Source organism: Roseibium denhamense, from assembly GCF_009711415.1.
Lineage (GTDB): Bacteria > Pseudomonadota > Alphaproteobacteria > Rhizobiales > Stappiaceae > Roseibium > Roseibium denhamense.
Map to the genome: position 1 here is coordinate 1 of NZ_SMLZ01000089.1, position 23,944 is coordinate 23,944.

At 56.7% G+C, this 23,944-nt stretch carries 20 protein-coding genes and 1 pseudogene; 11 read left to right on the forward strand and 10 right to left on the reverse strand.

Going from position 1 to position 23,944, the window contains the following annotated elements; translation table 11 throughout:
- Positions 1–106: 106 nt before the first annotated feature.
- The 6 genes from E1180_RS03380 to E1180_RS03405 all read right to left on the reverse strand — a co-directional run bounded on the left by E1180_RS03380 (position 107) and on the right by E1180_RS03405 (position 6,312).
- Positions 107–1,267: a thiolase family protein gene (locus E1180_RS03380; protein ID WP_155189678.1), complete on the reverse strand. Its 1,161-nt coding sequence runs from the start codon at positions 1,265–1,267 to the stop codon at positions 107–109.
- Between the two features lie 12 nt (positions 1,268–1,279).
- Positions 1,280–2,704: an AMP-binding protein gene (locus E1180_RS03385; RefSeq protein WP_155189679.1), complete on the reverse strand. Its 1,425-nt coding sequence runs from the start codon at positions 2,702–2,704 to the stop codon at positions 1,280–1,282.
- A 14-nt stretch (positions 2,705–2,718) separates the two neighbouring features.
- Positions 2,719–3,279: a biotin transporter BioY gene (locus E1180_RS03390; RefSeq protein ID WP_155189680.1), complete on the reverse strand. Its 561-nt coding sequence runs from the start codon at positions 3,277–3,279 to the stop codon at positions 2,719–2,721.
- 90 nt (positions 3,280–3,369) lie between these two features.
- A complete protein-coding gene (locus E1180_RS03395) occupies positions 3,370–4,017 on the reverse strand; it encodes an energy-coupling factor transporter transmembrane component T family protein (protein WP_155189681.1) in 648 nt (215 codons plus the stop codon).
- Positions 4,014–4,799 carry an energy-coupling factor ABC transporter ATP-binding protein gene (locus tag E1180_RS03400; protein ID WP_155189682.1) on the reverse strand — a complete coding sequence of 262 codons (786 nt, stop codon included), beginning with the start codon at positions 4,797–4,799 and terminating at the stop codon, positions 4,014–4,016. The genes E1180_RS03395 and E1180_RS03400 overlap by 4 nt, the downstream gene beginning before the upstream one ends.
- 103 nt (positions 4,800–4,902) lie before the next feature.
- A complete protein-coding gene (locus E1180_RS03405; protein WP_155189683.1) occupies positions 4,903–6,312 on the reverse strand; it encodes an aminotransferase-like domain-containing protein in 1,410 nt (469 codons plus the stop codon).
- A gap of 98 nt (positions 6,313–6,410) precedes the next feature.
- Between E1180_RS03405 and E1180_RS03410 the strand changes: the two genes are divergently transcribed.
- The 3 genes from E1180_RS03410 to E1180_RS03420 all read left to right on the forward strand — a co-directional run bounded on the left by E1180_RS03410 (position 6,411) and on the right by E1180_RS03420 (position 9,187).
- On the forward strand, positions 6,411–7,007 hold the full coding sequence (locus E1180_RS03410; RefSeq protein WP_155189684.1) for a LysE family translocator: 597 nt from the start codon (positions 6,411–6,413) through the stop codon (positions 7,005–7,007).
- A 181-nt stretch (positions 7,008–7,188) separates the two neighbouring features.
- On the forward strand, positions 7,189–7,893 hold the full coding sequence (locus E1180_RS03415; protein WP_196220516.1) for a substrate-binding periplasmic protein: 705 nt from the start codon (positions 7,189–7,191) through the stop codon (positions 7,891–7,893).
- Between the two features lie 388 nt (positions 7,894–8,281).
- Positions 8,282–9,187 (forward strand): LysR family transcriptional regulator, encoded by a 906-nt coding sequence (locus E1180_RS03420; RefSeq protein WP_155189686.1) that lies wholly within the window; start codon positions 8,282–8,284, stop codon positions 9,185–9,187.
- Between the two features lie 15 nt (positions 9,188–9,202).
- On the opposite strand, the gene purU is transcribed toward E1180_RS03420, so the two are convergent.
- From purU to E1180_RS03435, 3 genes are all read right to left on the reverse strand, one after another.
- Positions 9,203–10,060 (reverse strand): formyltetrahydrofolate deformylase, encoded by an 858-nt coding sequence (gene purU, locus E1180_RS03425; RefSeq protein ID WP_155189687.1) that lies wholly within the window; start codon positions 10,058–10,060, stop codon positions 9,203–9,205.
- Positions 10,061–10,151: 91 nt separating this feature from the next.
- Complete coding sequence (locus E1180_RS03430; RefSeq protein WP_208996909.1) at positions 10,152–10,952, reverse strand: beta-keto acid cleavage family enzyme; 801 nt, start codon at positions 10,950–10,952, stop codon at positions 10,152–10,154.
- Positions 10,949–12,265 carry an aspartate aminotransferase family protein gene (locus tag E1180_RS03435; protein ID WP_155189688.1) on the reverse strand — a complete coding sequence of 439 codons (1,317 nt, stop codon included), beginning with the start codon at positions 12,263–12,265 and terminating at the stop codon, positions 10,949–10,951. The genes E1180_RS03430 and E1180_RS03435 overlap by 4 nt, the downstream gene beginning before the upstream one ends.
- A gap of 192 nt (positions 12,266–12,457) precedes the next feature.
- On the opposite strand from E1180_RS03435, the gene E1180_RS03440 reads away from it, so the two are divergent.
- Positions 12,458–12,874: a YcbK family protein gene (locus E1180_RS03440; RefSeq protein WP_155189689.1), complete on the forward strand. Its 417-nt coding sequence runs from the start codon at positions 12,458–12,460 to the stop codon at positions 12,872–12,874.
- An 18-nt stretch (positions 12,875–12,892) separates the two neighbouring features.
- On the opposite strand, the gene E1180_RS03445 is transcribed toward E1180_RS03440, so the two are convergent.
- Complete coding sequence (locus E1180_RS03445; protein ID WP_155189690.1) at positions 12,893–13,252, reverse strand: ArsC family reductase; 360 nt, start codon at positions 13,250–13,252, stop codon at positions 12,893–12,895.
- 229 nt (positions 13,253–13,481) lie between these two features.
- Between E1180_RS03445 and E1180_RS03450 the strand changes: the two genes are divergently transcribed.
- The 7 genes and pseudogenes from E1180_RS03450 (at position 13,482) to E1180_RS03480 (ending at position 23,874) form a co-directional block, all read left to right on the forward strand.
- On the forward strand, positions 13,482–15,227 hold the full coding sequence (locus E1180_RS03450) for an adenylate/guanylate cyclase domain-containing protein (protein WP_155189691.1): 1,746 nt from the start codon (positions 13,482–13,484) through the stop codon (positions 15,225–15,227).
- A gap of 16 nt (positions 15,228–15,243) precedes the next feature.
- Positions 15,244–16,413, forward strand: coding sequence for an acetylornithine deacetylase (gene argE / locus E1180_RS03455; RefSeq protein WP_283404594.1), 1,170 nt, complete (start codon positions 15,244–15,246; stop codon positions 16,411–16,413).
- A gap of 119 nt (positions 16,414–16,532) precedes the next feature.
- Positions 16,533–18,116 carry an ABC transporter substrate-binding protein gene (locus tag E1180_RS03460; RefSeq protein ID WP_155189692.1) on the forward strand — a complete coding sequence of 528 codons (1,584 nt, stop codon included), beginning with the start codon at positions 16,533–16,535 and terminating at the stop codon, positions 18,114–18,116.
- Between the two features lie 75 nt (positions 18,117–18,191).
- Positions 18,192–19,166: an ABC transporter permease gene (locus tag E1180_RS03465; protein ID WP_155189693.1), complete on the forward strand. Its 975-nt coding sequence runs from the start codon at positions 18,192–18,194 to the stop codon at positions 19,164–19,166.
- Between the two features lie 11 nt (positions 19,167–19,177).
- A pseudogene (locus tag E1180_RS03470) lies at positions 19,178–20,120 on the forward strand (ABC transporter permease).
- Between the two features lie 10 nt (positions 20,121–20,130).
- Positions 20,131–21,852: an ABC transporter ATP-binding protein gene (locus tag E1180_RS03475; RefSeq protein ID WP_155189694.1), complete on the forward strand. Its 1,722-nt coding sequence runs from the start codon at positions 20,131–20,133 to the stop codon at positions 21,850–21,852.
- Positions 21,853–22,317: 465 nt separating this feature from the next.
- The gene (locus E1180_RS03480) at positions 22,318–23,874 is read left to right on the forward strand and encodes a cation-translocating P-type ATPase (RefSeq protein WP_208996911.1); all 1,557 of its coding nucleotides are present in this window, start codon (positions 22,318–22,320) and stop codon (positions 23,872–23,874) included.
- The last annotated feature ends 70 nt before the right edge of the window (positions 23,875–23,944 follow it).

Here is a 23,944-nt window from a genome sequence, read left to right on the forward strand (position 1 = left end):
CAACTTTCAGGGTCAACACCGAAAATGGAAAAAAATCAAAAAAGGCGAAATAAATTTCATCTCTAGAGAATAGCCCATATTTATCAGTGGCTTATTCTCTTTCCGTCTAAAGGCGGCCGCGCTGAAGAAAGATTGCGCTGGCCAGTCCGCCGGCCGCCGGGATCGCTGCAAGACCGGTTGCCGTAGGGGTGCCAACAGGTTTAGTCTCCGCCTTCAGGATCGCATCGAGATGAACAGCCAAAACGGCACCGGACGCTCCGATTGGATGCCCCCGGGCAAGAGCGCCCCCCAGCTTGTTGAGCCTGTCTTCAGGCACTCCTAGAGCAGTTGATGATGCCAAAACCTGACTGGCAAATGCCTCCATCAACTCAATCGCGCTTAGGTCCTTCGTTTCCAAATTGGCCTCGCGAAGCATTTGCTGAACCAGGGGGACCGGCGCCATGGTCGGGTTTGCGGGATCCCCGGCACCGCTCCGCGCAGCAACTACCCTTGAAAATCCAAGACCGAGTGCCAGTGCCCGCTCTTCCGCCATGACAAGAACCGCAGCTGCACAATCAGCCGAACAGGCCGCTGTCGCCGCTGAAACGCCATAGCCGGGCGTTCCGGCAAAGACCGGCGCCCTGAGGGCCGCCCTTAAACTAAGCCTGCGGCTGAACGGATCCCTCGGCACCGCTTGTTCACCGATCGGGACGATGATGGCTGCCTCGTCCCAATCAGCAGCGGCTGCTTTTTCATGAGAACGGACAGCAAAGGCTGCCTGAGCACCGCGATCAATTTTGTGCGCCTTCCCAAATTGGGCGGCTGCTTCCGCAAGGTCCGGATCAGAAAAGGGTGGCGGGGCAAAGGGCGGGCGCTCATAAGGTACCGGAGGACACTCTGGCGAGATGGGCCGCTGATACCGGATGGCGGACCGGCTATAACTTTCAGCACCACCTGCGAGAACTGCGGTTGCCGCGCCGCTTTCGACAAGGCGGACAGCCATTACAATCGCATCGAGGCCGGAACAGCATTGGGTGTCGATGGTCATGGCGGGAGCCGATTGGGGCAGGCCGGCCCGCAAAGCCGCAAGGCGGGCCGGATTACCGCCGCCATAAAGGGCGTTCCCCAATATGACCTGATCGATGTCGTTGGGACTTAGACCCGCATCAATGACCAGCTGGGACAGGACGGGGGCGGCCAATTCGTCCGCTTGATAGGCCGCAAAGGCTCCGTTTCGCGGAACAACTGCCGTGCGCCGGGCGGCAACAATCACTGCGGACTGGGCCAATCGATTCTTGTCCTATGATTTGCCTAAAGTCTCCATCACGCCCTGGATATCCGGTTTTCCGCCGGATGTCAGCGGAATGTGCTGCCGGAGATGGACCTTCCGCGGTGTTTTGACGTCGCCAAGTGCGGCACGGCAATAAGCCTGAACCTCTTGCGGGGACAGATCGCCGCCATCAACTTTCTGGATAACAGCCTCCAGGCGCTCGCCCCTTAAGGAATCCGGAAGACCAATCACGACGGCCTCGACAATTAACGGGTGGCGTCGAAGCACCTGCTCCACATCTTCGGGAAAGACATTGACGCCGGATGTTACGACCATCCGGCCCGAACGCCCGGTCAGGTACAACAACCCTGTGGCATCCAGATAGCCTCTATCACCGAATGTCAGCCAGGGACCGTGCCACTTGGTATCGGGCGTATCCCCACACAGATATCTTGAAAAAAGGAGCGGGCTTTGCACCCAGATCCGTCCCGGCACGCCGGGTGGATACGGGCTTTCAGGGTTCCCGATAATTACGTCAACGCCTGGAACCGATCTGCCGACAGACCCGGATGGAACGCTTCCGTCCTGAGGGGCAGCCGATACAAAACTGGCCTCCGAAGACCCATAGAACTCAAAAACCCTGGTTTTGGGGAATACGGCTGCATAAAGCTCCACCCGGCCGGCCGGAGACTTGTCGCCGCTCGTCAGGATGAGAGCAATGCACTCCAACGGTCCCGTGTTGGCGGCGCCCCGTGCCAGAAGCGACAGCTGCGTTGGCGTTGCATAGAGCACCACCGGCCCTGCAACCTGCCTCAAACGCGCAAGACATTGGCGGGGATCAAATCGGTTGAACACGTGGACCGGATGCCCCCGGTCTAGTCCATGGACCGCTCCATAAAGATGAAGCGAATGGGTCATCTGTCCGGGCAAAAAAACGGCCACCACGGGCGGAAAGGCGAATGCCTGATCTGTTATCTTGAAACTTTCGAGCCAGGAGCCTTGAGCACGCACATAGCCTTTCGGCGTCCCGGTCGAGCCTGATGTGAAACCTGCATAAAAAAGCGTTTCTTCTGACGGGGCGCGTTCCGGCGAGCCGTCAGTGGCCGCAGGCGATTGCAGATCCGGCTGGTGCGTGCACTCCGGCTCCACAATCAGGTCCGGGGCTGTCGCCTCAAGGATGGTCTCCCTTTGCTCCCCCGGCCAGTCCGGATTGAGGATCATTGCAATTCGGCCGGCACGGGCGCAGGCAAAAAACCAGACGAGAACCTCAAGCGGATCTGCCAGAATAAGCGCAACCCGCCCGCCATCCGGCGTCTTGCCGCGCAAAATCCGCTCAACCTCCCCGACGGCGCCATGAAAGCTCAGCCAGGTATGGGAAGTTGCTCCACTGGTGACGGCAAGCTCATCCGGTCTGCAAGCAGCAAATTCGGACAACCGCTCTCCGATAAAGGCCACAGCGGCTCCTGATCTCAGGATCCGTTACGTGACACGAGCGCGCTTGGCAAGCCGCGGGCAATGGTTTGCGCAATGATCGCCGCCAAACCAACCTTTACCAGATCGCCGGGAATATAGATGGCGCTACCAAGAGCTGCTTGCGGCAATGTGATACCGGTCATGTAGGAGACACCTGGAATACCAAACAGGTAGACAATTCCAATGCCGCCAACCGCGGCGGCAAACGCTGCCGCGACCAGAACCGGCATGTCACGCGTGCTGCGCATAATCAGACCGGCAACAAAAGCCCCGACCGGCCAGCCGATGAGAAAACCGACTGACGGCCCCATGAACACCCCAAGACCACCACGGCCACCGGACAGAAACGGCGCGCCAAGCGCGACGATAAGAAGGAAAAGACAGACCGCCAAACCACCACGGACCGGACCCAACATGACGCCTGCGAGCATGACACCGAGGGTCTGCGCCGTGATCGGCACGCCTCCGAGGAATGGGATCGCGACCGGTGGAACCAAGCCGAGGGCGGCGATCAAGGCCGCGTAAAAGGCAATGTTGACGAGTGACCGGTCTGTCATTCTTTTTCCTTCTTAGACATGGATCCGTTGAGGGACAGTAGCATGTTTGCAATTCGCACGGGCTGGCATTTCTTGGCCGCTTATCCGAGTTTATTGGCCATTTCCAGTGTTCTTTCGCGGTTTTTGCAGGTGGTCCGCCATACCACCAGCGCTACCCCGGGCGCTCAAGGCCTCCGCCACATTGTCAGACATGCGCAGTGACTGAAGCGCAAACGGGGCGATGAGCCGCCACGAATTCCGGTGTCCTGTCCGCGCCCTGTAGGCCTCTTGAAGGGCGGCATAGACTTCCAGCATATGCGGGGCAAAACGCAGGACGAGCGCAATACCAAGTGCAGGCTTGCGCCCGGAAAGGCCAAACCATGACAAAGGACGGAACATTGGCTGGATTGCCTCCAGCATATCGTCCATCCGGGTAGTGATGGAGACAAAATTCGCAAGCAGGATCATGGCAGCAAGACGCAGGATCATGGTGACACCTTCGAACATCGTCCCGGTCCAAGCGTGAAACGCCAATATGATCGCACCGATGTACAAGAGACCTTTTAGGCCCAGCAGGCGCTTTAAGCCCGGATTGCCAAGGCTCGCATAACAGGCAACCGCCAAGAGAAGCGCAGCGATGAAAAGCAAGAGGCTCTCGGCCTGGAACAAGATGAGGCTCATCAAGGCCACGAACAGGAGTTTGACGGAGGCTGGCAGCACATGCGCCCAGGAATTTCCCGGCAGGTAAATCGACGTCAAAACGCTTCGGCCTCCTGCACAGCCTCAAACTTCCGGTCAATATCCGCCTGGTAGGCCGGCAGGACCTGCGACGGGGTGCCGTCCATGCGCAGGGTGCCGTCCTCAAGCCACAAGATCCGGTCGAAGCTTTCCAGATGGTCCAAGTGATGGCTGACCATTACTATTTTCTGAGGCAGAGATAAGAGCATGTGCCGGATCCGGCGGGATGCCAAAGCGTCGAGGCTGGTCAGCGGCTCGTCCAGGACAAGCAGACTGGGTTTCATCACCAAAACTGCAAGAATACAGACGAGCTGCTTTTGTCCCTCTGACAGCTCGGCAATGGGTTTGCCAGCCAAATGAAGACAGCCATGAGTGTCTAGAAAGCGGCGGGCCTGGTCCCGGCTCTCACGCTTGTCCGCACCCAGCTGGGTCAACCCGAACGCGATTTCTTCTTCGACTGTTGGAAAAATGGCCTGATGGTCGGGGTTTTGAAAAACAAATCCGACGTGGCGGGGCAGTTCTTTGAGAACGTCAGATGCAATTTGACCGAACAGCTTTAAAGTGCCGCGGCTGGGAGACCGCAAGCCGTTGAGCAGGCGCACGAAACTGCTTTTTCCTGATCCGTTTAAGCCGATGACACCAATGCGATGTTCTTCCAGCGACAGAGAAATGTTATCGAGGATCTGATGTCCTCCGATCGTCATTCCGACTTCTTCAAACGTCGCATATGGCCGCGCACCCGGATCGCACAGGAGCGCCGAACTGTTTGCACCGTCTGCAACGCCTTTGCGCCAAAAAACCATAAATTATCCCGACATCCTCCGGAAGCAATCTCGCTGCCGGGCCCATTTTCACCGTCTCGAGCTGCGCTTATTTACCGGTTCTGCCGCATTGTCAAAGCAGCGCTTAGCCTACCGGGCTGGTTAGCGCCGGCAAGTCGGCCAAATGGTCAATCGTCTGCCTGACCTTGCGAATGGACTGGTAGAACCGGTCATCGCTCTCCTCCGATCCGAAGGTCAGGCGGATAAACGGTCCCGGTTTGTGATCGCGAACCTGAAAGTAACGTGCTGACAGTACAGCGACGCCCTGCTGCCTCAATGCGGCTTGCAAACCGTCCGGATCGACCCGGTCGGGCAAACGCAGCCAACCGAAAACCTTCTTCTCATCGCCTTGCAGAAAATCGGGGCTCAACAAGTCAAGCGCCTTCAAATAGCGGCTCCTGTTGGCCTTCCTTTTCAGGCGCAGCGTTTTGAACAACACACCTTCGCGCACCCAGCCCGCGATCAGCTCGGCTGTTATCGGAGACGCCATCCAGGTACTTTCGCCGATCTTGTTGCGGATCGATGGGCCATAGGCTTCCGGAAAATGAACAAAACCGATCCGGCTGCCGGGAGAACAGACCTTGGATATACTGGCAATAGACGCCGTGCGCTCCGGAGCCAGCGCCCCGAATGCGGGCAAAATGTCAGGCAGAAACGGCGTGTAGGGATCGTCTTCCACGATCTTGAGATCGGCGGAACGGGCGACGGCAACAAGGTTCTGGCGCTCTTCAAGCGACATCGTGTGGGTCGTCGGGTTCTGCATGTTGGGCATCAAAAAAACGCCCTTGACGCCATGGGACTGAACCGCCTGTTCAAGGGCTTCCGGGTCCATGGCTCCCAATCCGCCATCTTCGCGCGGCCGCGCGGCAACTGGAACCGGCTTCAGTCCCAGGCCGGCAAGGGAGCTGAAAATGGACGGATAGGTGAAATAATCCACGGCCACTGAATCCCCGGCCCGGAACAGTGCCTGACAAGTGATCTGGATTCCATGCTGCGCCCCGCAGGTGACGGCAACCCGCTGCGCGTCGGCTTCCAGACCGTAATCCTTGAACACGAGAACACCGGTCTCGCGATGGGATTTCAGACCCTCCGAAGGCACAAACCCATTCAATTGGTCGATCCCGTCTGTCCGGGCCATCCGGGTCAGCCCTTCGGAGAGACTTGGATTGAGATGCGGGTAGGCGAAATTGCGGGCGAGGTCACAGACCGAGGGCTCGTTTTCCTTTGGGGCCAGCGGAGAAACGGGAGTGCTTTCGGACGCAACATAAGTGCCCCTGCCTGTTTCGCCCTTCACCAAACGCCGGCGCTCAGCTTCGCTGTAGGCCCTGGTGACTGTGCCAAGCGTTACACCGAGTTGATACGCAAGCTCCCTCTGCGGGGGAAGACGGTCCCCTTCGCCCAGCGCGCCAGCCTTGATGTCACTTTCCAGCGCATCTGCAATTGCGAGATAGATCGGCCCCTTTGCGGCCGAGATGTCCGGGATCCATATTGTCATGGGTACAATGTTATCATTGACCGATACAATTATTCAATACAGAAGTCTTATAGCGCAATTGTATTTATTGTACCCACCTCAATCAGACAGGTGTCCTTATGGATATGGCCACATTTGCTGCTTTTGCAGTCTTCATCATTGTCATGACCGGTACACCTGGCCCCGGAAACTTAACGTTTTTGGCCGTCGGAGCATCGGCCGGGTACCGCACAGCCTTTCCCTTGATCGTTGCTTCGCAAATCGGCTCCATTCCGCTGAAGCTCTGCGTGGCCTACGGCCTCGGTCACATCATGGCCGGCGGGGGCCCTGTCGTGAACATCTTCAAGGGATTGAGCATGGCCTACATGACCTATCTCGCCTGGCGGATCGTCTCCTTGTCCGTCAAGCCAAAAGGAACGGTCGCCTTGCCGAGCTTTTGGGAAGGACTGTTGATCCATCCGCTTAGCCCCAAGACATGGGCCATGAACCTCGTTGCGTTTTCCACCTTCTTGGCAGGAAACGGACTGAGCATTCATGCAAACGCAATCATTCTAACCCTTGGCTTTACGATTGGCGGAATGGTCTTCCACTCGCTTTGGGCTCTAGCGGGTGTGTCGATTCTAAAAATCGTCGGCGAGGGCAGGATCCTCCGGATAATCACGGTTCTGATGGCGCTTGCTATGCTTGCGTCGACGGTTTGGGCCCTTGCGATGTAGTCTGCCGGACTTCCGGTGCAAACAGCAGCTAAAAGGAAGGTTTTAATAACGTTACGGATTATTGCTGATGACGCTTCACAGTTTTGGTAGGCTATCGCAGTCTCAGTAAACATGCTGGATGCCTATGATCCGAACTGCGGCAGCTAAAAATTTTTGCAAGCGCTTTGCCTCGGCACTGGCGATGCTATTTCTCTCTTGCTTTCCAGCGAAAGCGGACCGTCATACACACGTCCAGATCCTCGCAGTCCACTACCCTCCGTTCGAGATGAAAACCGCGATCGATGGCCTCCGTGGCCATGATCATGAACTTGTCGTTGAAGCATTCAAACGGCGCGGCGTAACAGCGGAAATCGTTTATGTTCCGTGGGCCCGCGCAGTCAGTGATGCCGCAAATGGCCGGGTCCCGATGCTGCTTTCTTGCGCCATAACAGGCGAACGCCAGGAAAAATTTGTATTCAGCAAGTCCATTAGTCAGGATGGGTATGGTTTGTTCTCTCACAAAAGCTCTTCTACAGATGAGATAGAAACTCTTTCGGACGCGACCGGCTACCGCGTCGCCTCCATACCGGGCTATGTCTCGCTTACCAAGCTTGTGGAAATGGGAATGGACCCTGTAGAGGTTCCAAGCGAAACCCATGCGTTAAAAATGCTTCAGCTCGGGCGGATTGATTTTTTCTATGGCGGTGAGCAGACCACCGGCTTTTTCATAAGCCAACTCGGACTGGCCGGAGAGTTTAACTTCATCGGGACGGAATCCTGGGACTATCATCTATGCTTTTCAAAGGCCCACCCAGACGCCGAGTATTACCGGGACCTGTTTGCGAGCGCTTTTGATGAGTTGGTTGCAGACGGCACCTATGAACGGATACATGCCCGGTACCGTTAGCAACCTTTGACACTGCCGGACACCGGAACAACCGGCATCCAGCTTCCCTCAGCGTTATCTTCTCAAACGCCGAAGCTCATCGCACCACTTGTCATCAAATGAGGAACTGGAACTGGACCGGTCCGACAAGCCGATATCCTGTTGGAGATGACGGGGCAGATCTTTTGCCCGGCGTTTTCTCTGGCCATCGGCCGGAGCGCCGAACATTGCCCGTGCCATAAACGTGGCTAATTCTCCAAGAAGAGATTTTCTGCTTTTTTGGTCCAAACGCTGTTTCGCATCCTGTAGGATCATCTCTTTAACTCCTTGTCTTGGATAAGAGATATCGGATGTTTTGCATTGCCTGACCAACGAAATTTCCATAAGTATGAATAAGGAGTACTTATTCATGCAATCATCATTGCCACCGCTATCCTCAATCCGGGCGTTTGAAGCCGCCAGCCGTCACCTCAGCTTTACCAAGGCCGCCGACGAACTCGGCATGACCCAAGCCGCCGTCAGCTATCAGATCAAACTGCTGGAAGAGACACTGGGCCTAACGCTCTTTATCCGCAAGACCCGCCGCATCGAACTCACCGAACACGGCGCCCAATTGTCTTCGAAAGTTGTCGAGGCCTTTGAAGACCTGAAGGGACAGAATGCAGCCCAGCTGGTTGTGTCGAGCAATACGACATTCGCCGTGAACTGGCTTGCCAACCGTCTCGTGCATTTTCAGATGCAAAATCCGGATCTTGCTGTCCGGATCATCCCCTATGGCCCAAATGCCCGCCCGGAGTTTTTCAACTCGGACGTCGTTGTTTCGGCCTGTAAGGCGCCGCCGAAGGGCTGGATCGCCCACGAACTTGTGCGTGCTGACTTCACTCCAATGCTGAGCCCGGCGCTTGCCGAAACAATCGGCGGCCTGACCTGCCCTGAAGACCTCCTCAAGCTCCCGCTGGTCGATGCACATGATCCATGGTGGAAAATCTGGTTCGATGCAGCCGGCATGACCGAGGTCGACTTCAGCGCGATGCCGCGTACCCGTATGGGATCACAGGCGCTGGAGGCCAATCGCGCCATTGCCGGACAGGGGGTGGCGATCCTCACCCCTTATTTCTGCAAGACCGCGCTCGACACAGGTCAACTGATCCAGCCATTCGATCTCACGTGCCGGGCGGACAGTGAAAGCTGGTATTTGAGCTACCCTCCCACCACACGGACCAGCCGGAAAATCCGACTGTTCCGCGAGTGGGTGTATGGCGAGCTTGAAAAGGATGGCATGCCCTTGCCATCCCAGTCAGTTGTGTCGGCTTGACGCCTGATCAAAGGATCACGGCGTGAAAACAATCGTCTTGTTGCCGACGATCATCACCCGGTTTTCAAGGTGGTATTTCACTGCCCGCGCCAGAACGCGCGATTCAATATCCCGCCCCCGGGCGACAAAATCGTCAGCTGACAGCGCGTGGCTCACCCGCTCGGCGTCCTGCTCAATGATCGGACCTTCATCAAGATCAGGCGTCACATAATGGCCGGTTGCCCCGATCATCTTCACGCCGCGGGCATGTGCCTGGTGGTAGGGCTTTGCGCCCTTGAAGCTCGGCAGGAAGGAGTGGTGGATGTTAATCACCTTACCGAACAAGCGCTTTGACAGTCCATCCGACAGCACCTGCATGTAACGCGCAAGCACCACCAGATCCGCCCCTGTTTCCTTGACCAGTTTCAGGAGCTTGTCTTCCTGCTCGGCCTTGTTTTCCTTGTTGACCGGCCAGTGGTAGTACGGGATCCCCTCATGATCGGCCGTGCGCTGGCTGTCAGGGTGGTTCGACACGATGGCCACGACATCTGCGTCCAGCCAACCCACACGGATCTGGTAAAGCAAATGAAGCATGGCGTGATCGAACTTGGACACCATCACGATCATCTTCGGCCGCTTTGCCGTGTCAACGAGCTTTGCCTTCATGTCAAAGCGCGCAATCACCGGATCCAGCGCCTTCTGCACGGCCTCGAGCGTAACGCCTTCCGGCACGAGAATGGCAATCCGGAGAAAGAACTGGTTGGTCACCCGGTCCCAGAACTGGTCGCTCTCGGCAATGTTGGCACCGAAATCCGCAAGTTCGGTGGTCACGGCCGCAACGATCCCCGGCTTATCTGCGCAAGATAGCGTTAGGACAAATTGGCGTTCGGGCATGTCTTCCAGTCTCCACAATTGGCAGGAGGGGCTGCCTCCCTTGCCTTCCGAAGTCAACAGATCCGGAAGGCGTGCCCTGACCGGATCCCGATTACAAGTCTTTCAAGGCCGCGACCAGGTCGATTACCCGCTCGGCATTGTCTTTTGCCAAGGTCCCGTCCCGGTTCCAAAGCCCGTTTTCAAACCCGATCCGGGCTTTACCGCCTTTTGACACCGCCGCCAAAAGACATTCGGTTTCCAGGTGGCCGAACGCGCAGACCGCCCAATCAATGTCGAGGTTTTTCCGGCGCGCGGACAAAACCTCCAGAAAAGCATCAAGATCGCCTGGCGTGCTTTCTTGCGCTTCGGCATACCGGCCGAGAACACACAAAATCTGATGGTAATCGCCCGGCAAAACTCCGGCACCGGCCAAATCAAAAAACCGGGTCAGATCCGCCGCATCATAGACAATGTGTTGGACGGCAATTCCTTCTTCACGAGCCCAGGAATAAAAGTGCGCCGCCGCCCCGCCTGCCTCACCGGGAACCATTTCCCGAAGTGCGATGGAAACGCTTTTTGGCACAACATCCTGCACGAGCTGGCGTTGCTCTTCTGGCGCGTATCTTCCAACAGCTTCGGTCGTGATTTGAACCTGCATTTGCGGCACCGCGGAATGCATTTCCGACAAGAGCTCCCGATACAGCCCGGCGTCCAGAACATGTTGCCCGTGTGCATCGCGCACATGGGCATGAAGTGCCCCGGCCCCAGCCTCAAAACAAGCCTTCGCGGCCTCCACGGTCTCGGCAATCGTGAGTGGAAGCGCTGCATGATCCGATTTCATCCGGCGGGCGCCATTCGGCGCCACCATGATTTGCGGCAAACGCTGAGTGTCCGGCAGACGATTTCCAGTCATAGGGCCGCCGTCAGGGCCTGGTCGAGCTTGCTGACCACTTCGCCGATCTGCGTATCATTCATGATGAACGGCGGCGCCACGAGGATGTGGTCGCCGGTGACACCGTCTATCGTACCGCCCATTGGGTAGCAGATCAGGCCGGCCTCAAAAGCGGCCTTCTTGACCGCCTTGTGAAGGCCTCGCTTCGGGTCAAACGGCGTTTTTGAACCACGGTCTTCGACCAGCTCGATGCCACGGAACAACCCGCGTCCACGGATATCGCCCACATGCGCATGTTGCCCGAAGGCATCTTGCAGGGCCGCCTGCAATTTGACCCCGAGTGGCTCAACCTGATCCGCCACACCACCGGTAAGTTTTTTAAGAACGGCCAGGGACGCCGCACAGGCAACCGGATGGCCGATGTAAGTGTGCCCGTGCTGGAAAAAACCAGATCCGGATTCGATTGCGCCATAAATCTGCGACGTGCACAGCATCGCCCCTATCGGCTGGTAGCCCGCGCCCAAACCTTTCGCGATACAAAGAATGTCTGGAGCAATCCCATCTTGGTCGCAGGCGAACAAGGTGCCGGTGCGCCCCATGCCGCACATGACTTCATCAAGAATCAGCAAGATTCCATACTGATCACAAATCTCGCGGATCCGCTTGAAGTACCCATCAACAGGCGGTACCGCACCGGCGGTTGCACCGACCACAGGCTCCGCAACAAAAGCCATGACATTTTCTGGACCAAGCCGCTGGATTTCCGTCTCCAGTTCATTGGCAATCCGCTGGCCATAATCAAAGGCAGTCTCGCCCTCAAGACGGCCACGATATTCATAACAAGGTGAGATATGCGTCGTATCGATCATCAGCGGCGAAAACGGCTCGCGGCGCCACTGATTTCCGCCGGTCGCAAGTGCGCCGAGCGTGTTGCCGTGATAGCTCTGCCGGCGCGCAATGACCCGGTGGCGGGAAGTTTCCCCCTTTTCGAGGAAATATTGCCGCGCCAGCTTTAGAGCGGCTTCCATCGCCTCGGACCCACCAGACACGAAGTAGACCCGGTCGAGACCGCCTGGAGCGTGCGCGATCAACAGATCTGCCAGTTCTTCGGCCGGTTCAGTTGAGAAAAACCCCGTATGGGCAAAGGCGAGCCGGTCCACCTGGGTCTTGATGGCGTTGGTAACATCTGGATCCGAATGCCCAAGGCAGGACACGGCGGCCCCTCCGGATCCATCGAAGTATTTTTTGCCGTCACGGTCGATGATGTAACACCCATCGCCCTTTTCGGCAATTGGATAGGTAGCTTTCGTATGACGGGGGAAAACATGGGACATGGCAGCACTCCAGGACGGGCTCGAAAACGGCGGCGTCTCCGCTTTGATCCGTTTGTATCATGGTTGTACATTTTCTGAAACATTTGTTTCCAAGTGCCGTTAACCACGTTTTTCATTACAATTTTAATCAAATTGTCTGAGCTTGAGGACGGGGGACGGCATTTTGACTTTCGTTCGACAAGGCTCGCCATCATGCGCCAGCAACTCATTGCGTGGATTGTTTTTCTCGGATTGACCGTGACACTCGCTGGATGTGGAACCATCGCAGGTGTGTCTGGACTTGGATGGGCAACCGCCTCCCACAATTCCATCGATTACGACGACACCGCATGGTGTGTCCCCCGGAAGCTCAAGAAGGTTTTGAACCGTGTCGCCAAACGGTATGGCAAGGTAACCGTGCACTCGACAAAGCGGTGGTGGTTTGAAAACTGGCGGAAGGGCGGCGCCAGGAATTCATATCACCTCAATTGCCAGGCCGTCGATTTCTCCGTTCGGGGCAATCCTTCATCGGTGATCGCGTTCCTGAGGGCCCAGCCGGAGGTCGGCGGGTACAAGCACTACTCCTCCGGCCATTATCACATCGATACGGGACCGCGCCGGACCTGGTAGCCGGTGCAGCTTTCAAGGTTATTTAAGCTCACCGAGCTCCAGCGCCATTTCCCAGGCAACCGCGTCAAAGCCGATGAAGTTCTTCGCGGCCCCTTCGACAATCGGCCGCTTGATCACGGATGGATTGTCGATCATCACGTCGAGCGCGCTTTTTGCGTCGACAACCCCTTCCTGGGTTGCCTCATCCAGACGGCGCCACGTCGTGCCCCGCTTGTTAAGAATCGCCTCCCAGCCAAACTCCCCGACAAATCCAGCGAGTTTGTCGGCATCCACCCCATCTTTCTTGTAGTCATGAAACGTATAGTCCACACCGGCCTCTTCCAGAAATTTCCGGACTTTTTTGACCGTGTCGCAGTTCTTGATGCCGTAAACCCGCATGATGCCGTCCTGTCGTCATTGTTCTTAAATAGATCCCGGGGAGGACAGTTGCCATTTCCCCATATGGTTTCAAGACCACAGGCCCGCTTTCCACGATCCATCGAAACGGTACTTTCAATCTTGAACGGTCGATGTATGAAAGGACTTGAAGACAACTGAGTGATGCATGACGGTTCGCCGCGCGGACCGGTGATGGAAAACCGGCCAACGCCAAGACGATGCGGACCCGATGACCCAAACGCAGACACAAAAGACCAAGGGATCAAAATCATCAGCGCAGCCGCGTGCGAATGCCGGAAACATTCGCCAGCGCTTGAGATTGTGGTCCGGGCTAATCCTGTTTGCATTTTGTTTGAGCCACTTTTCCAATCACGCACTTGGCATCGTTTCGGTGGAGGCGATGGAAGCCGCCTCCAAATGGCACTACTGGGTATGGCGCAGCCTTCCAGGAGAACTGATCCTGTGCGCGGCGGCGCTGACGCATATCGTTTTGGCCCTTTGGCGCACGGGGAAAAGAAACACGCTGAAGATGCCGGCTTGGGAGTTCATTCAGCTTGTTCTGGGTCTTTACATTCCCTGGACGCTGATCCCTCACGTCGTCACAACGATGGGCCTTGCCAAAGAGTTCGGTTTCGCTCCCACATATCATCAGATGCTGACGTTGCTCTGGCCTGATCTAGCCTTCACGCAGTCCTTGCTGCTGCTGGTTGTCTGGATTCATGCGATGATCGGTTTGCATTTCTGGCTTAGGCTTTATCCGCTGTACCAAAGGCTGAAATATGGATGCTTGGCGCTTGCCATCGCATTGCCCGTGCTGGCGCTCTGGGGATTTGTGGAAGGGGCGCGCCGCCTTGCCCTGACCAAGGACGTTCAGGTGAATGTCACCCGCGAACAGGCTCTTTGGGTTTATGACATCGCCGACCAGTTGCGGGCCGTCGTTTTCGGACTGATCGCCGTTGCCCTGCTGGCCGTGCTGATCCGTTACGCGCGCGGCATTCTCGCTCGCAAAATCAGTGTCGGATTTCCCGGCGGCCTTTCGGTCCGCGCCCAGCCCGGCGCAACGCTTCTTGAAATCAGCCGTATGAATGACATTCCGCTGGCATCGGTTTGCGGCGGGCGGGCCCGCTGCTCGACATGCCGCGTTAAGGTCTTGTCGGGCGCAGAAACCCTCGACACGCCGGTATCGGCCGAAACAGCGGTTCTGAGGCGTATCAATGCGGCACATGACGTCCGCCTGGCCTGCCAGGTCCGGCCGAGAGAAAACCTGAGCGTACAGCCTCTGGTCGCTGTGAAGTCCAGTGCAGCGGACAGCGAACACCTGAAAGACGCCTATTATTGGGGCGTCGAACAGGAAATTGCCGTCATGTTCGTGGACTTGCGCAATTTCACGGGGCTGACGGAAACGCAGCTCGCCTACGATATCGTCCACCTTCTCAACCGCTATCTTGATCAGGCGTCGGAGGCCATACGGGCCGAAGGAGGGTTCGTCGACAAGTTCATCGGCGACGGCATCATGGCAATCTTCGGAATGGACAGCGACTTGAAAACAGGTGCCAAGCAGGCGTTGGCGGCCTCCCGGCGGCTTGAAAAAGTCATGAATGACCTGAACCACGAACGAGGCCCTCAGTTTCAATCGCCGCTCCGGTTGGGTGTGGGCGTCCATGTGGGGTCGGCGATACTCGGCAGAGTTGGGGCGGCCGGATCAGATGGCTCAAAAGGCGGGCTGACAGCTCTAGGTGATGTGGTCAACACCGCCAGCCGGCTTGAAGCCGAAAACAAGCGGTTCGGTAGCTTTCTGGTGGTTTCTACCGATGTGGCTGAGGCGGCAGGCGTGATGTTTCCGGATGCCCAGGTGTCTGAAATCATCGTGCGGGGCAAAGAAAAACCCTTGAAAGTGCTCGCGATTCACTCACTAGATGTGCCTGCTCTTTCATCTGCTGGCGACGAGCAGCCGTCAGTAGATTCTCTCAACTGACCAATTCGAGTCCTTCGTGCCGACCACTTACACTCCACGCGACATGCTCGCAAAACTGATTTCCTTTGAAACGGTCTCCGACCGCAGCAATCTCGACCTGATCGATTTCACAGAACGGTATTTGAGTGAGTGGGGGATCACCAGCGAGCGCATCCCTGATGAAACCGGTCAAAAAGCCTCTCTTCATGCCCGGATCGGCCCGGATGCGGATGGTGGCGTCGTGCTGTCCGCCCATACCGATGTTGTACCGGTGACTGGGCAGAAATGGTCGCAGGATCCATTCACAGCTTGGGAAGAGAACAGCCGCTTTTATGGCCGCGGTGCATCGGACATGAAGGGCTTTGCGGCAACTGTCCTGTCAAAGGTGCCCGACTTCCTGCAGGCTGACTTGAAGCGTCCGATCCACATTGCCTTGTCTTATGACGAGGAAGTCGGCTGCTTCGGTGCGCCGCCCCTTGCAAAAGCCATCCTCGCCTCAGGCACCCGCCCTGCATTCGCTATCGTTGGCGAACCGACGAACATGAAAGTGGTAACCGGCCACAAGGGGATCACCGTCCTAAAAACAACAGTGACCGGACACCCGGCGCATTCCAGTCAGCTCCACCGGGGCGTTTCAGCGATTTCGGCCGCCGCCAGGCTGATTACCTGGCTGGACCAGCAAACGGCACATAACCGTTCCAATGCTGATCCCGACAGCCTGTTCGAGCCACCTTATACGACACTTCATTGCGGCACGATAACCGGCGGCCAGGCCGCAAACATCACAGCGCAGACATGCGAGTTCATGACCGATATCCGTATGCTGCCCGGGGAGTCCGCTAACGGCTGGGTCGATGCCTACAGGGCCTTCGCCAGTCAGAGCGTGCTGCCGGACATGCGCGCGATTGCACCTGACTGCGATATTGTGATTGACGTCCTGGCATCCGTGCCGGGGCTCCGGGAAGAAACCGATGGCGCTGCGGAAGTAACGGCGCGTCAAATTACAGGCGACAATGGCCAACATGTGGTCGTCTATGCGACCGAGGGCGGGATTTTCCAAGAACATGGCCTGTCGACGGTGGTCTGTGGACCAGGTTCGATAGATCAAGCGCATCAACCTGATGAGTATATTGACTTAAGGGAACTTGATCGCTGCGCCGAATTCTTGGACCGGTTGTGCGAAAAATTATCCGAAAACAAGCATTAAACGGGTTTGAACCCCAACACCGACAGTGCCATACTCAATAAAAATACGATGGACTGGACTTGGCGGCCGGTCAAAAAACAAACCATGAAAATCCGTTTTACGGAATGAACGAGGGGAATATGAAGATCAAATCAACACTTATGGTATCTGCATTGCTGGCGGGCAGCATGCTGACCACCGCGCAAGCGGAAACGCTGAAATTTTCGTTTCAAGGCACACTGAACGCACTTGATCCATACAGCCTCAATGAGACCTTCACACTGCATGCGCTCGGAAACGCCTATGAGGGTCTGACACGCCGCGGCCCGGATCTCACAATCGAGCCGGCTCTTGCGGAAAGCTGGGAGGTTGTTGAACCGAACCGCTGGCGGTTTAAGCTCCGCGAAGGCGTAAAATTCCACAATGGCAATGACTTCACAGCAGAAGACGTTGCCTTTTCATTCGAACGGGTGCGCTCCGAAGGCTCCGATCTGACGACACGCGTTCCAGCCGATGCCACCGTGGAAATCGTTGACGACTACACCATCGATTTTGTGCTGTCCGGCCCGAACCCGATCCTGCATTACGAGTGGGATACTTGGGCCATCATGGACAAAGAGTGGACCGAAGCGAACGACGCCGTAAAAGTCACGTCTGCGTCTGACACCACACCGAACTACGCAGCGCTTAATGCAAACGGCACCGGCCCGTTCAAGATCGTCAGCCACGAGCCGGGTGTGAAGACCGTCTACGAGACGAATGACGGATGGTGGGATGAAGCGACCCACAATCTGACCGGCGTCGAGTTTACGCCGATCGGGTCTGATGCCACCCGCGTTGCAGCGCTTTTGTCCGGTGAGATGGATATGGTGTATCCGATCCCGGTTCAGGACATCAAACGCATCAACGACAACTCCGGCACGGTCGCCCTGACAGGGCCGGAACTGCGCACGATCTTCCTCGGCATGGACCAGATGCGCGATGAACTGCTCTACTCCGATGTGGAAGGCGCCAACCCGTTCAAGGACGAGCGCGTCCGCAAGGCGTTTTATCAGGCAATCGATATCGAAGCGATTAAGCAAAAAGTCATGCGCGGCCTGTCCACGCCGTCCGCGATCATGATTTCTCCGTTCCTGTTTTCCAAAGGCGGTGAGTTTGAGCGCTATCCCTATGATGTCGATGCGGCTAAGGCGCTGATGGCCGAAGCAGGATATCCGAACGGCTTTTCTGTCGGTATGGATTGCCCGAATGACCGTTATGTCAATGACGAAGCGATCTGTCAGGCTGTTGCGGCAATGCTGGCCCGTATAGGTGTGAAGGTCGATCTCAACGCACAGCCAAAGGCCAAGTACTTCGCCAAGATCCTCGCATCCGGCGGCTATGACACGTCCTTCTATCTTCTGGGCTGGACACCTGGCTCCTTTGACAGCTGGAACGTGCTCGACAACCTGATGAACTGCCGTGATGAGTCCGGTGCTGGTTCGCCGTTCAACAATGGCGGCTTCTGCGATGCAAAGATCGACGAACTCACAGACCAGATCCTGGTTGAGAACGATCCGGTCAAGCGCGACGAGTTGATTGCGGAGGCCTACACCATCTCCCATGATAACGCGTACTACATCCCGCTTCATCAACAGGGCCTGGCTTGGGGCGTTGCCGACAATGTCGAGCTTGTCCAACGCGCCGACAACGCCTTCCATTTCCGCTTTGTGACGAAAAACTAAGCGGGTAAGCAGAAAAAAACGCTCCCGGCCACCGCGCCAGGAGCGTCTTTTCATTCCAAGACTTAAAGAGCCGAAATGATTGGTTTTGCAACACGCCGTCTGATCCAGGCGATGATTGTCATGCTGGTGGTTGCCTTGCTGGCTTTCACCATGTTCCGCTTTGTCGGCGACCCCATCAACCAGATGGTCGGCATTGAAACATCAATCGAAGAGCGGGAAGCCCTCCGGGAGCGTCTGGGTCTGAACGATCCAATCCCCGTGCAGTTCTTGCGCTTTGTAACGAAGGCGGCTCAATTCGATTTCGGAACCTCCTATCAGTTCCGCCAGCCGGTGTCTGAGCTGTTTGCAAAACGGATTCCAGCGACGCTTGAGCTCAGTTTCATGTCAGCGCTGTTTGCCCTGGTAGTCGGCATCCCAATGGGAATTTATGCCGGCCTCAATCGCGACTCGGCTATTTCCAAGATGTTCCTGTCCGTTTCCCTGATCGGCATATCGCTGCCGACCTTTTTTATCGGCATCCTGCTGATCTTTCTGTTTTCAGTCACACTTCAATGGCTCCCCAGTTTCGGACGCGGTGAAACCGTCCAGATCGGGTCATGGTGGACAACCGGCTTCTTGACCGTTTCAGGCCTGAAAGCGCTGGTGTTGCCGTCCATTACCCTTGGTCTTTACCAGATGACGCTGATCATGCGCTTAATCCGGGCAGAAATGCTTGAGGTCATCCGTACCGACTACATAAAATTTGCGCGTGCACGCGGTCTGCCCGACCGTCTGGTGCATTTCCGCCATGCCCTGAAGAACACAATGGTCCCGGTGATCACCATCACCGGCCTGCAGCTTGGCTCGATCATCGCGTTCGCCACCATCACAGAGACCGTTTTCCAATGGCCCGGCATGGGCCTGATGTTCCTGCAGGCGGTCCAAAACGTCGATATCCCGATCATGTCGGCGTATCTGCTGCTTACCGCATTCCTGTTTGTCGCGATCAACTTCATCGTCGACATCATGTACTTCCTGATTGACCCGCGCCTGCGGGTCGGACGGCCTTGAGGAGACCGCCCATGACCAATGTCTCCGACACCACCAAAGCCCCGCAGGGGTGGCTCGCCCGGATGATGGACACGGACCTATTCCATTCTTTCTTGAAGTCAAAAGTGACCGTCGCCGCAGCCATCGGCACCACGGTTTTGTTCCTGCTGGCTTTTCTGGCTCCGTTAATTGCGCCACATAATCCGTTCGATCTGGCGTCGATCTCGATCCTGGATGCCCGCGTGCCACCGGTCTGGATGGAATACTCCGATCCACGTTTCCTGCTTGGCACGGATGATCAGGGCCGAGATCTGCTGTCCGGTATTTTCTACGGCATGCGGATTTCGTTGATCGTCGGCTTTTGTTCGGTGTTTGCAGCTGCGGTTATCGGCATCTCCGCCGGGCTTGTGGCAGGCTACATGGGCGGCCGTGTCGATGCGGTGAATGCGGATCGCTGATATTCAGCTGACCTTCCCGGCCATCCTGATCGCCCTTCTGATCGACGGGGTCGCCGCTGGTATCTTTGGCGGTATCGACCGCGAGATCTTCGCCTTTTACATCCTGATTGTCTCGCTTGCCCTGTCGTTCTGGGTTCAATACGCCCGGACAGTGCGGGGCTCCACGATGGTGGAGAAGAACAAGGAATATGTCCAAGCCGCCCGCGTCATCGGTATTCCGGCGGTGATCATCATGGTCCGGCATATTCTTCCGAACGTCATGGGACCGGTGCTTGTTATCGCAACCATCAATCTGGCCTTGGCCATTGTAACAGAAGCAACACTTTCCTTCCTCGGTGTCGGGATGCCGCCCACCCAGCCTTCGCTTGGCACCTTGATCGCGATCGGCAACGATTTCCTCTATTCAGGCGAGTGGTGGATCGCGATTTTCCCCGGCCTCGCGCTGGCGATACTTGTCCTTAACGTCAATCTGTTGGGCGACTGGTTGAGGGATGCCCTCAATCCGAAACTGCGCTGAGGTGAGACCAATGAACGTTCTTGATATTAAGGACCTCAGGGTCGAATTCCCCGGCCGTAAGTCCGTATTCGTTGCCGCGGAAGGTGTTAATCTGCAAATTGAGGCCGGTAAAATCCTCGGCGTCGTCGGAGAGTCCGGCGCAGGTAAATCGACCGTTGGCAATGCGGTGATAGGCCTTCTCCAAGAACCCGGCCACATCGCTAACGGGGAGGTTTATCTCCACGGCGCGCGCATCGACAAGCTTCCCTACAAGCAAATGCGCAAGCTTCGCGGCCGGAAAATCGGCATGATTTTCCAAGATCCGCTAACCTCGCTCGATCCGCTGCAAACGGTCGAAAGCCAGCTTGTGGAGACAATCCGCACCCACCTGCCGCTATCGTCAAAAGAAGCCCAGAACCGCGCGATTGAACTCATTAATGCCGTCGGTATCCCCAACGCGGCAGAACGGATCAAACAATATCCGCATCAGTTTTCCGGAGGCATGCGCCAGCGCGTGGTGATTGCCCTTGCCTTGTGCGCTGAGCCAGAGCTCGTGATCGCGGATGAACCAACGACCGCGCTCGACGTGTCCATCCAGGCGCAGATTCTGGAGCTGATGAAGAAGCTCTGCGCTGAGCGGAATGTAGCCATGCTTGTGATCACCCATGACATGGGTGTCATCGCGGATATCACGGACCATGTCGCCGTCATGTACCGGGGCAAACTCGTCGAATATGGCGAGACCAACCAGGTGCTCGGCGAACCAAGGCACGCCTATACCCAAAGCCTGATATCAGCGGTCCCAAGGCCGGATATCCGCGTGGAGCGGTTCCCGGTTGTCGATTACATCGAAGCTGCGGGAACACCCCAGAAGCAGATCGACATCTCGACACATTGGCTGGGCAAGAGCCGCGACTACGAGGCGGTATCCGGCCCGCTCGTGCAAATTCGCGAACTCGATATGCATTTTGAGGTCAAAGGATCGGTTATTCCCTCGCGCAGGAAGTATTTCCAGGCGGTCAAGTCGGTCAGTTTCGATATCGAACAGGGCGAAACCTTCGGTGTGGTTGGCGAATCCGGCTCCGGCAAGTCAACGATTGCACGGCTTATTACCGGGCTCTACGAACCGACCGGCGGCTCCATCTTGTTCGGCAAGACAGAACTCACCTCGCTGAAGAACCGGCGTGAGGTCCTTGCCATGCGCCGCCAGATGCAGATGATCTTCCAGGATCCCTATTCTTCGCTAAATGCACGCATGCGGGTCAGGGATATCATCGCCGAGCCGATCAAGTTCCACAAACTGGCTTCCAGAAACTCTGAGGTGCGCCAGATCGTGGACGATTTGCTCGACCATGTTGGGCTTGGTGCCGCCGCCGGGCAAAAATTCCCGCATGAGTTCTCAGGCGGACAGCGCCAACGGATCTCCATTGCCAGAGCACTGGCAACCCGTCCGAGGTTCCTGATCTGCGATGAACCGACATCAGCCCTGGACGTTTCGATCCAGGCCCAGATCCTGAACCTCTTGAAGGATTTGCAGCAGGAGCTGGGTCTGACAATGCTGTTCATCAGCCATGACCTCGCTGTTATCCGGCAGATGTGCAACCGGATCGGCGTCATGAAAAACGGCGAGCTGTGCGAAGTTGCCGACTGTGACACGCTGTTTGAAGCACCGCAGCATGAATATACCAAACAGCTGCTCAGCCTGATGCCGTCAATGGAGCTGCTGTCGCGGGCCAATCTCGAAACGGCCTGAACAAACCAAAGCGCTGCTCGATTTCCGGCGGGCAGCTCTTCCACGTCCCTGAAACAGAGTCATTTTTCCGATTCGGATCAGCCTTTTTCTTGACATACAGCTGGGGCCCGATTCCTATTTTGAGGCCGCATGATAACCACAGTGCTGTCGATACCGGGCACTTTTTGCCGGGTATTCTGCCGGAGCAAAAACCGGCTTCTTCTCAGTCCACTCTTTAAGCACTGTTTTTCCGGCAGAATTTGAAACACGTCCAAGCGCTGGTGGCGAAACATGCCCTTAGGTGAACGTGTCTTACCTTTGCAAAAAACCTCGTCAATACTGCTAATTCCCGGCGTCTTTCGGACCGCACGCTTGCTCAGCCCGGATTGCCGCGCAGGGACAGCGCGCGCATCTTGACCCTGACATCACGCCCTTTCCGGCTCCCACACTCAGGTTTTCCCAATCAAGGGTTTCAGGCGCAGACGCATGTTGAGACTATCCATTCGGTCCATTTCACGGATTTTCTGTTTTCTGGTTGCTCTATTCTTTCTCGCGCTCGCGATCGCCTCGCAATCCGACGGCTTGGGCGGATCTCCCGGATTGACGGTCTTTGGAACCGCAAGTGTGCTTCTCTTTTCTGCCTTTTCCTGCATTCACGCGCTGCTGACGTTGTCACTTGCGCAGATCCGCTCGCCCGGGCGGCCGCTCACCCTACTCACAACCGCCACAGCCTTTGGTCTTCTGGCCCTCGCCGCCGCCTTGATGGTTCTAGGACTTCCTGGAGCCACGACGGCCCCGCTAGCGCTCTCAGCTGGCTTCTTGATGCTATTCCGCGCCGCCGGGGCTGCGCTTTTGCCGCCCCGCAGGGACTACTGCGGGCACAAGGAGGCGTTTGCTGCAATCGGTCTTGCGGGACTTGCGGCAACAGGATGGGCGTTTGTCGACAAATCACAGGTATCCATTGCCTTTGCTTCGGCGCTCGTCCTCGCCTGGCCTCACCTATTTGACGGCATTAACGCCTTTGCCGACCGCATATTCATAGCCGCGGCACGTGCAGCAGGTGCGCGGGGCGTAGACAGCGATACACTCCGGTTCATAGCCAATTCCAAGAACATTGTTATAGACAAAAGCGCCGTCATGTCCGGTCCCGATTTGATGGTGACGAATGTCATGGCCTTTAACAACGAGCCTAAGACGCTTCTTGCGGTCGCCGCTTCTGCGGAGTCGGGTTCAGATCATCCTGTCGCGTCGGCCTTGCGGCAGCTCGCAGCTCAATGGCATGTGGGTTTGCGCCTCCCGGACCGCTCGAAACCAGCCCCAGGTCTCGGCGTCATCGCCCTTCTTGGCGGTCAAACAGTCGTCATCGGCACAACTGATCTTCTGAAGCAGCTTAAAATCGACAGTTTCACGGCAGATGCAATTGCCCGGTCGCTGGAAGCCGATGGAAAAACGGTTTTAAGGGTGGCTATCGGCGGCAGGGTGGTTGGCGTATTAGGACTAGAGGGCACGCTGCGCCAAGACGCTGGGGTTGCCGGAATGGCCCTTCGCGCCGAACGCTTGACCCCATGGCTTTATTCGGGAGACAGCCGCAAAACCCGGGAGGCTCTGGCAGGCATGCTGGGCCTAAACGTGCTGGACGATCCGGCTCCCGGTGAAACCGCCCTACAGGGCAGCGCTACCTTCTTTCCAGAAGAGCCACCACTTGTTCTCACCCTTTCTCAGAACCGGCTAAGCCTTGAACTCTACCGTTGCACAAAAAATAATACCGGCCGGGACGAGACAAAACTGATTGCCGTGAGCGCTACAGAGGATATTGGTGCCTTTCCGGCTCTAAAAGCCCTTGCGACGCGCCGGAACAAAATGGCCTCGCGGGCAAGAAAAATACTTGCAGCGGCGGCCCTCTTTGGCGGCATCGGCGCCGGATTTTTGTGGCTGCCGATACTGTTGGCACCAGTTAGCTTTTTGTTTTCATTATTGATTTTATGGGCCTTTGCCCGGCTCTCACTATCTGGAACGATCCATGCTTCAATCCGGCAAAGATGACGCCAAAATTGCAGCACCAATTGATCGCCCCATGTCCTTTACAGCGTTGAAATCCTGGTGTTTATCCGGG

Coding starts and splice junctions, on each gene's coding strand:
- E1180_RS03415 (WP_196220516.1), top strand. CDS start 7,189: ATGCTATTTCTCTCTTGCTTTCCAGCGAAAGCGGACCGTCATACACAC.
- E1180_RS03400 (WP_155189682.1), bottom strand. CDS start 4,799: ATGGTTTTTTGGCGCAAAGGCGTTGCAGACGGTGCAAACAGTTCGGCG.
- E1180_RS03390 (WP_155189680.1), bottom strand. CDS start 3,279: ATGACAGACCGGTCACTCGTCAACATTGCCTTTTACGCGGCCTTGATC.
- E1180_RS03435 (WP_155189688.1), bottom strand. CDS start 12,265: ATGTCCCATGTTTTCCCCCGTCATACGAAAGCTACCTATCCAATTGCC.
- E1180_RS03460 (WP_155189692.1), top strand. CDS start 16,533: ATGAAGATCAAATCAACACTTATGGTATCTGCATTGCTGGCGGGCAGC.
- E1180_RS03440 (WP_155189689.1), top strand. CDS start 12,458: ATGCGCCAGCAACTCATTGCGTGGATTGTTTTTCTCGGATTGACCGTG.
- E1180_RS03410 (WP_155189684.1), top strand. CDS start 6,411: ATGGATATGGCCACATTTGCTGCTTTTGCAGTCTTCATCATTGTCATG.
- E1180_RS03475 (WP_155189694.1), top strand. CDS start 20,131: ATGAACGTTCTTGATATTAAGGACCTCAGGGTCGAATTCCCCGGCCGT.
- E1180_RS03420 (WP_155189686.1), top strand. CDS start 8,282: ATGCAATCATCATTGCCACCGCTATCCTCAATCCGGGCGTTTGAAGCC.
- purU (WP_155189687.1), bottom strand. CDS start 10,060: ATGCCCGAACGCCAATTTGTCCTAACGCTATCTTGCGCAGATAAGCCG.
- E1180_RS03430 (WP_208996909.1), bottom strand. CDS start 10,952: ATGACTGGAAATCGTCTGCCGGACACTCAGCGTTTGCCGCAAATCATG.
- E1180_RS03480 (WP_208996911.1), top strand. CDS start 22,318: ATGTTGAGACTATCCATTCGGTCCATTTCACGGATTTTCTGTTTTCTG.
- E1180_RS03445 (WP_155189690.1), bottom strand. CDS start 13,252: ATGCGGGTTTACGGCATCAAGAACTGCGACACGGTCAAAAAAGTCCGG.
- E1180_RS03450 (WP_155189691.1), top strand. CDS start 13,482: ATGACCCAAACGCAGACACAAAAGACCAAGGGATCAAAATCATCAGCG.
- E1180_RS03405 (WP_155189683.1), bottom strand. CDS start 6,312: ATGACAATATGGATCCCGGACATCTCGGCCGCAAAGGGGCCGATCTAT.
- E1180_RS03465 (WP_155189693.1), top strand. CDS start 18,192: ATGATTGGTTTTGCAACACGCCGTCTGATCCAGGCGATGATTGTCATG.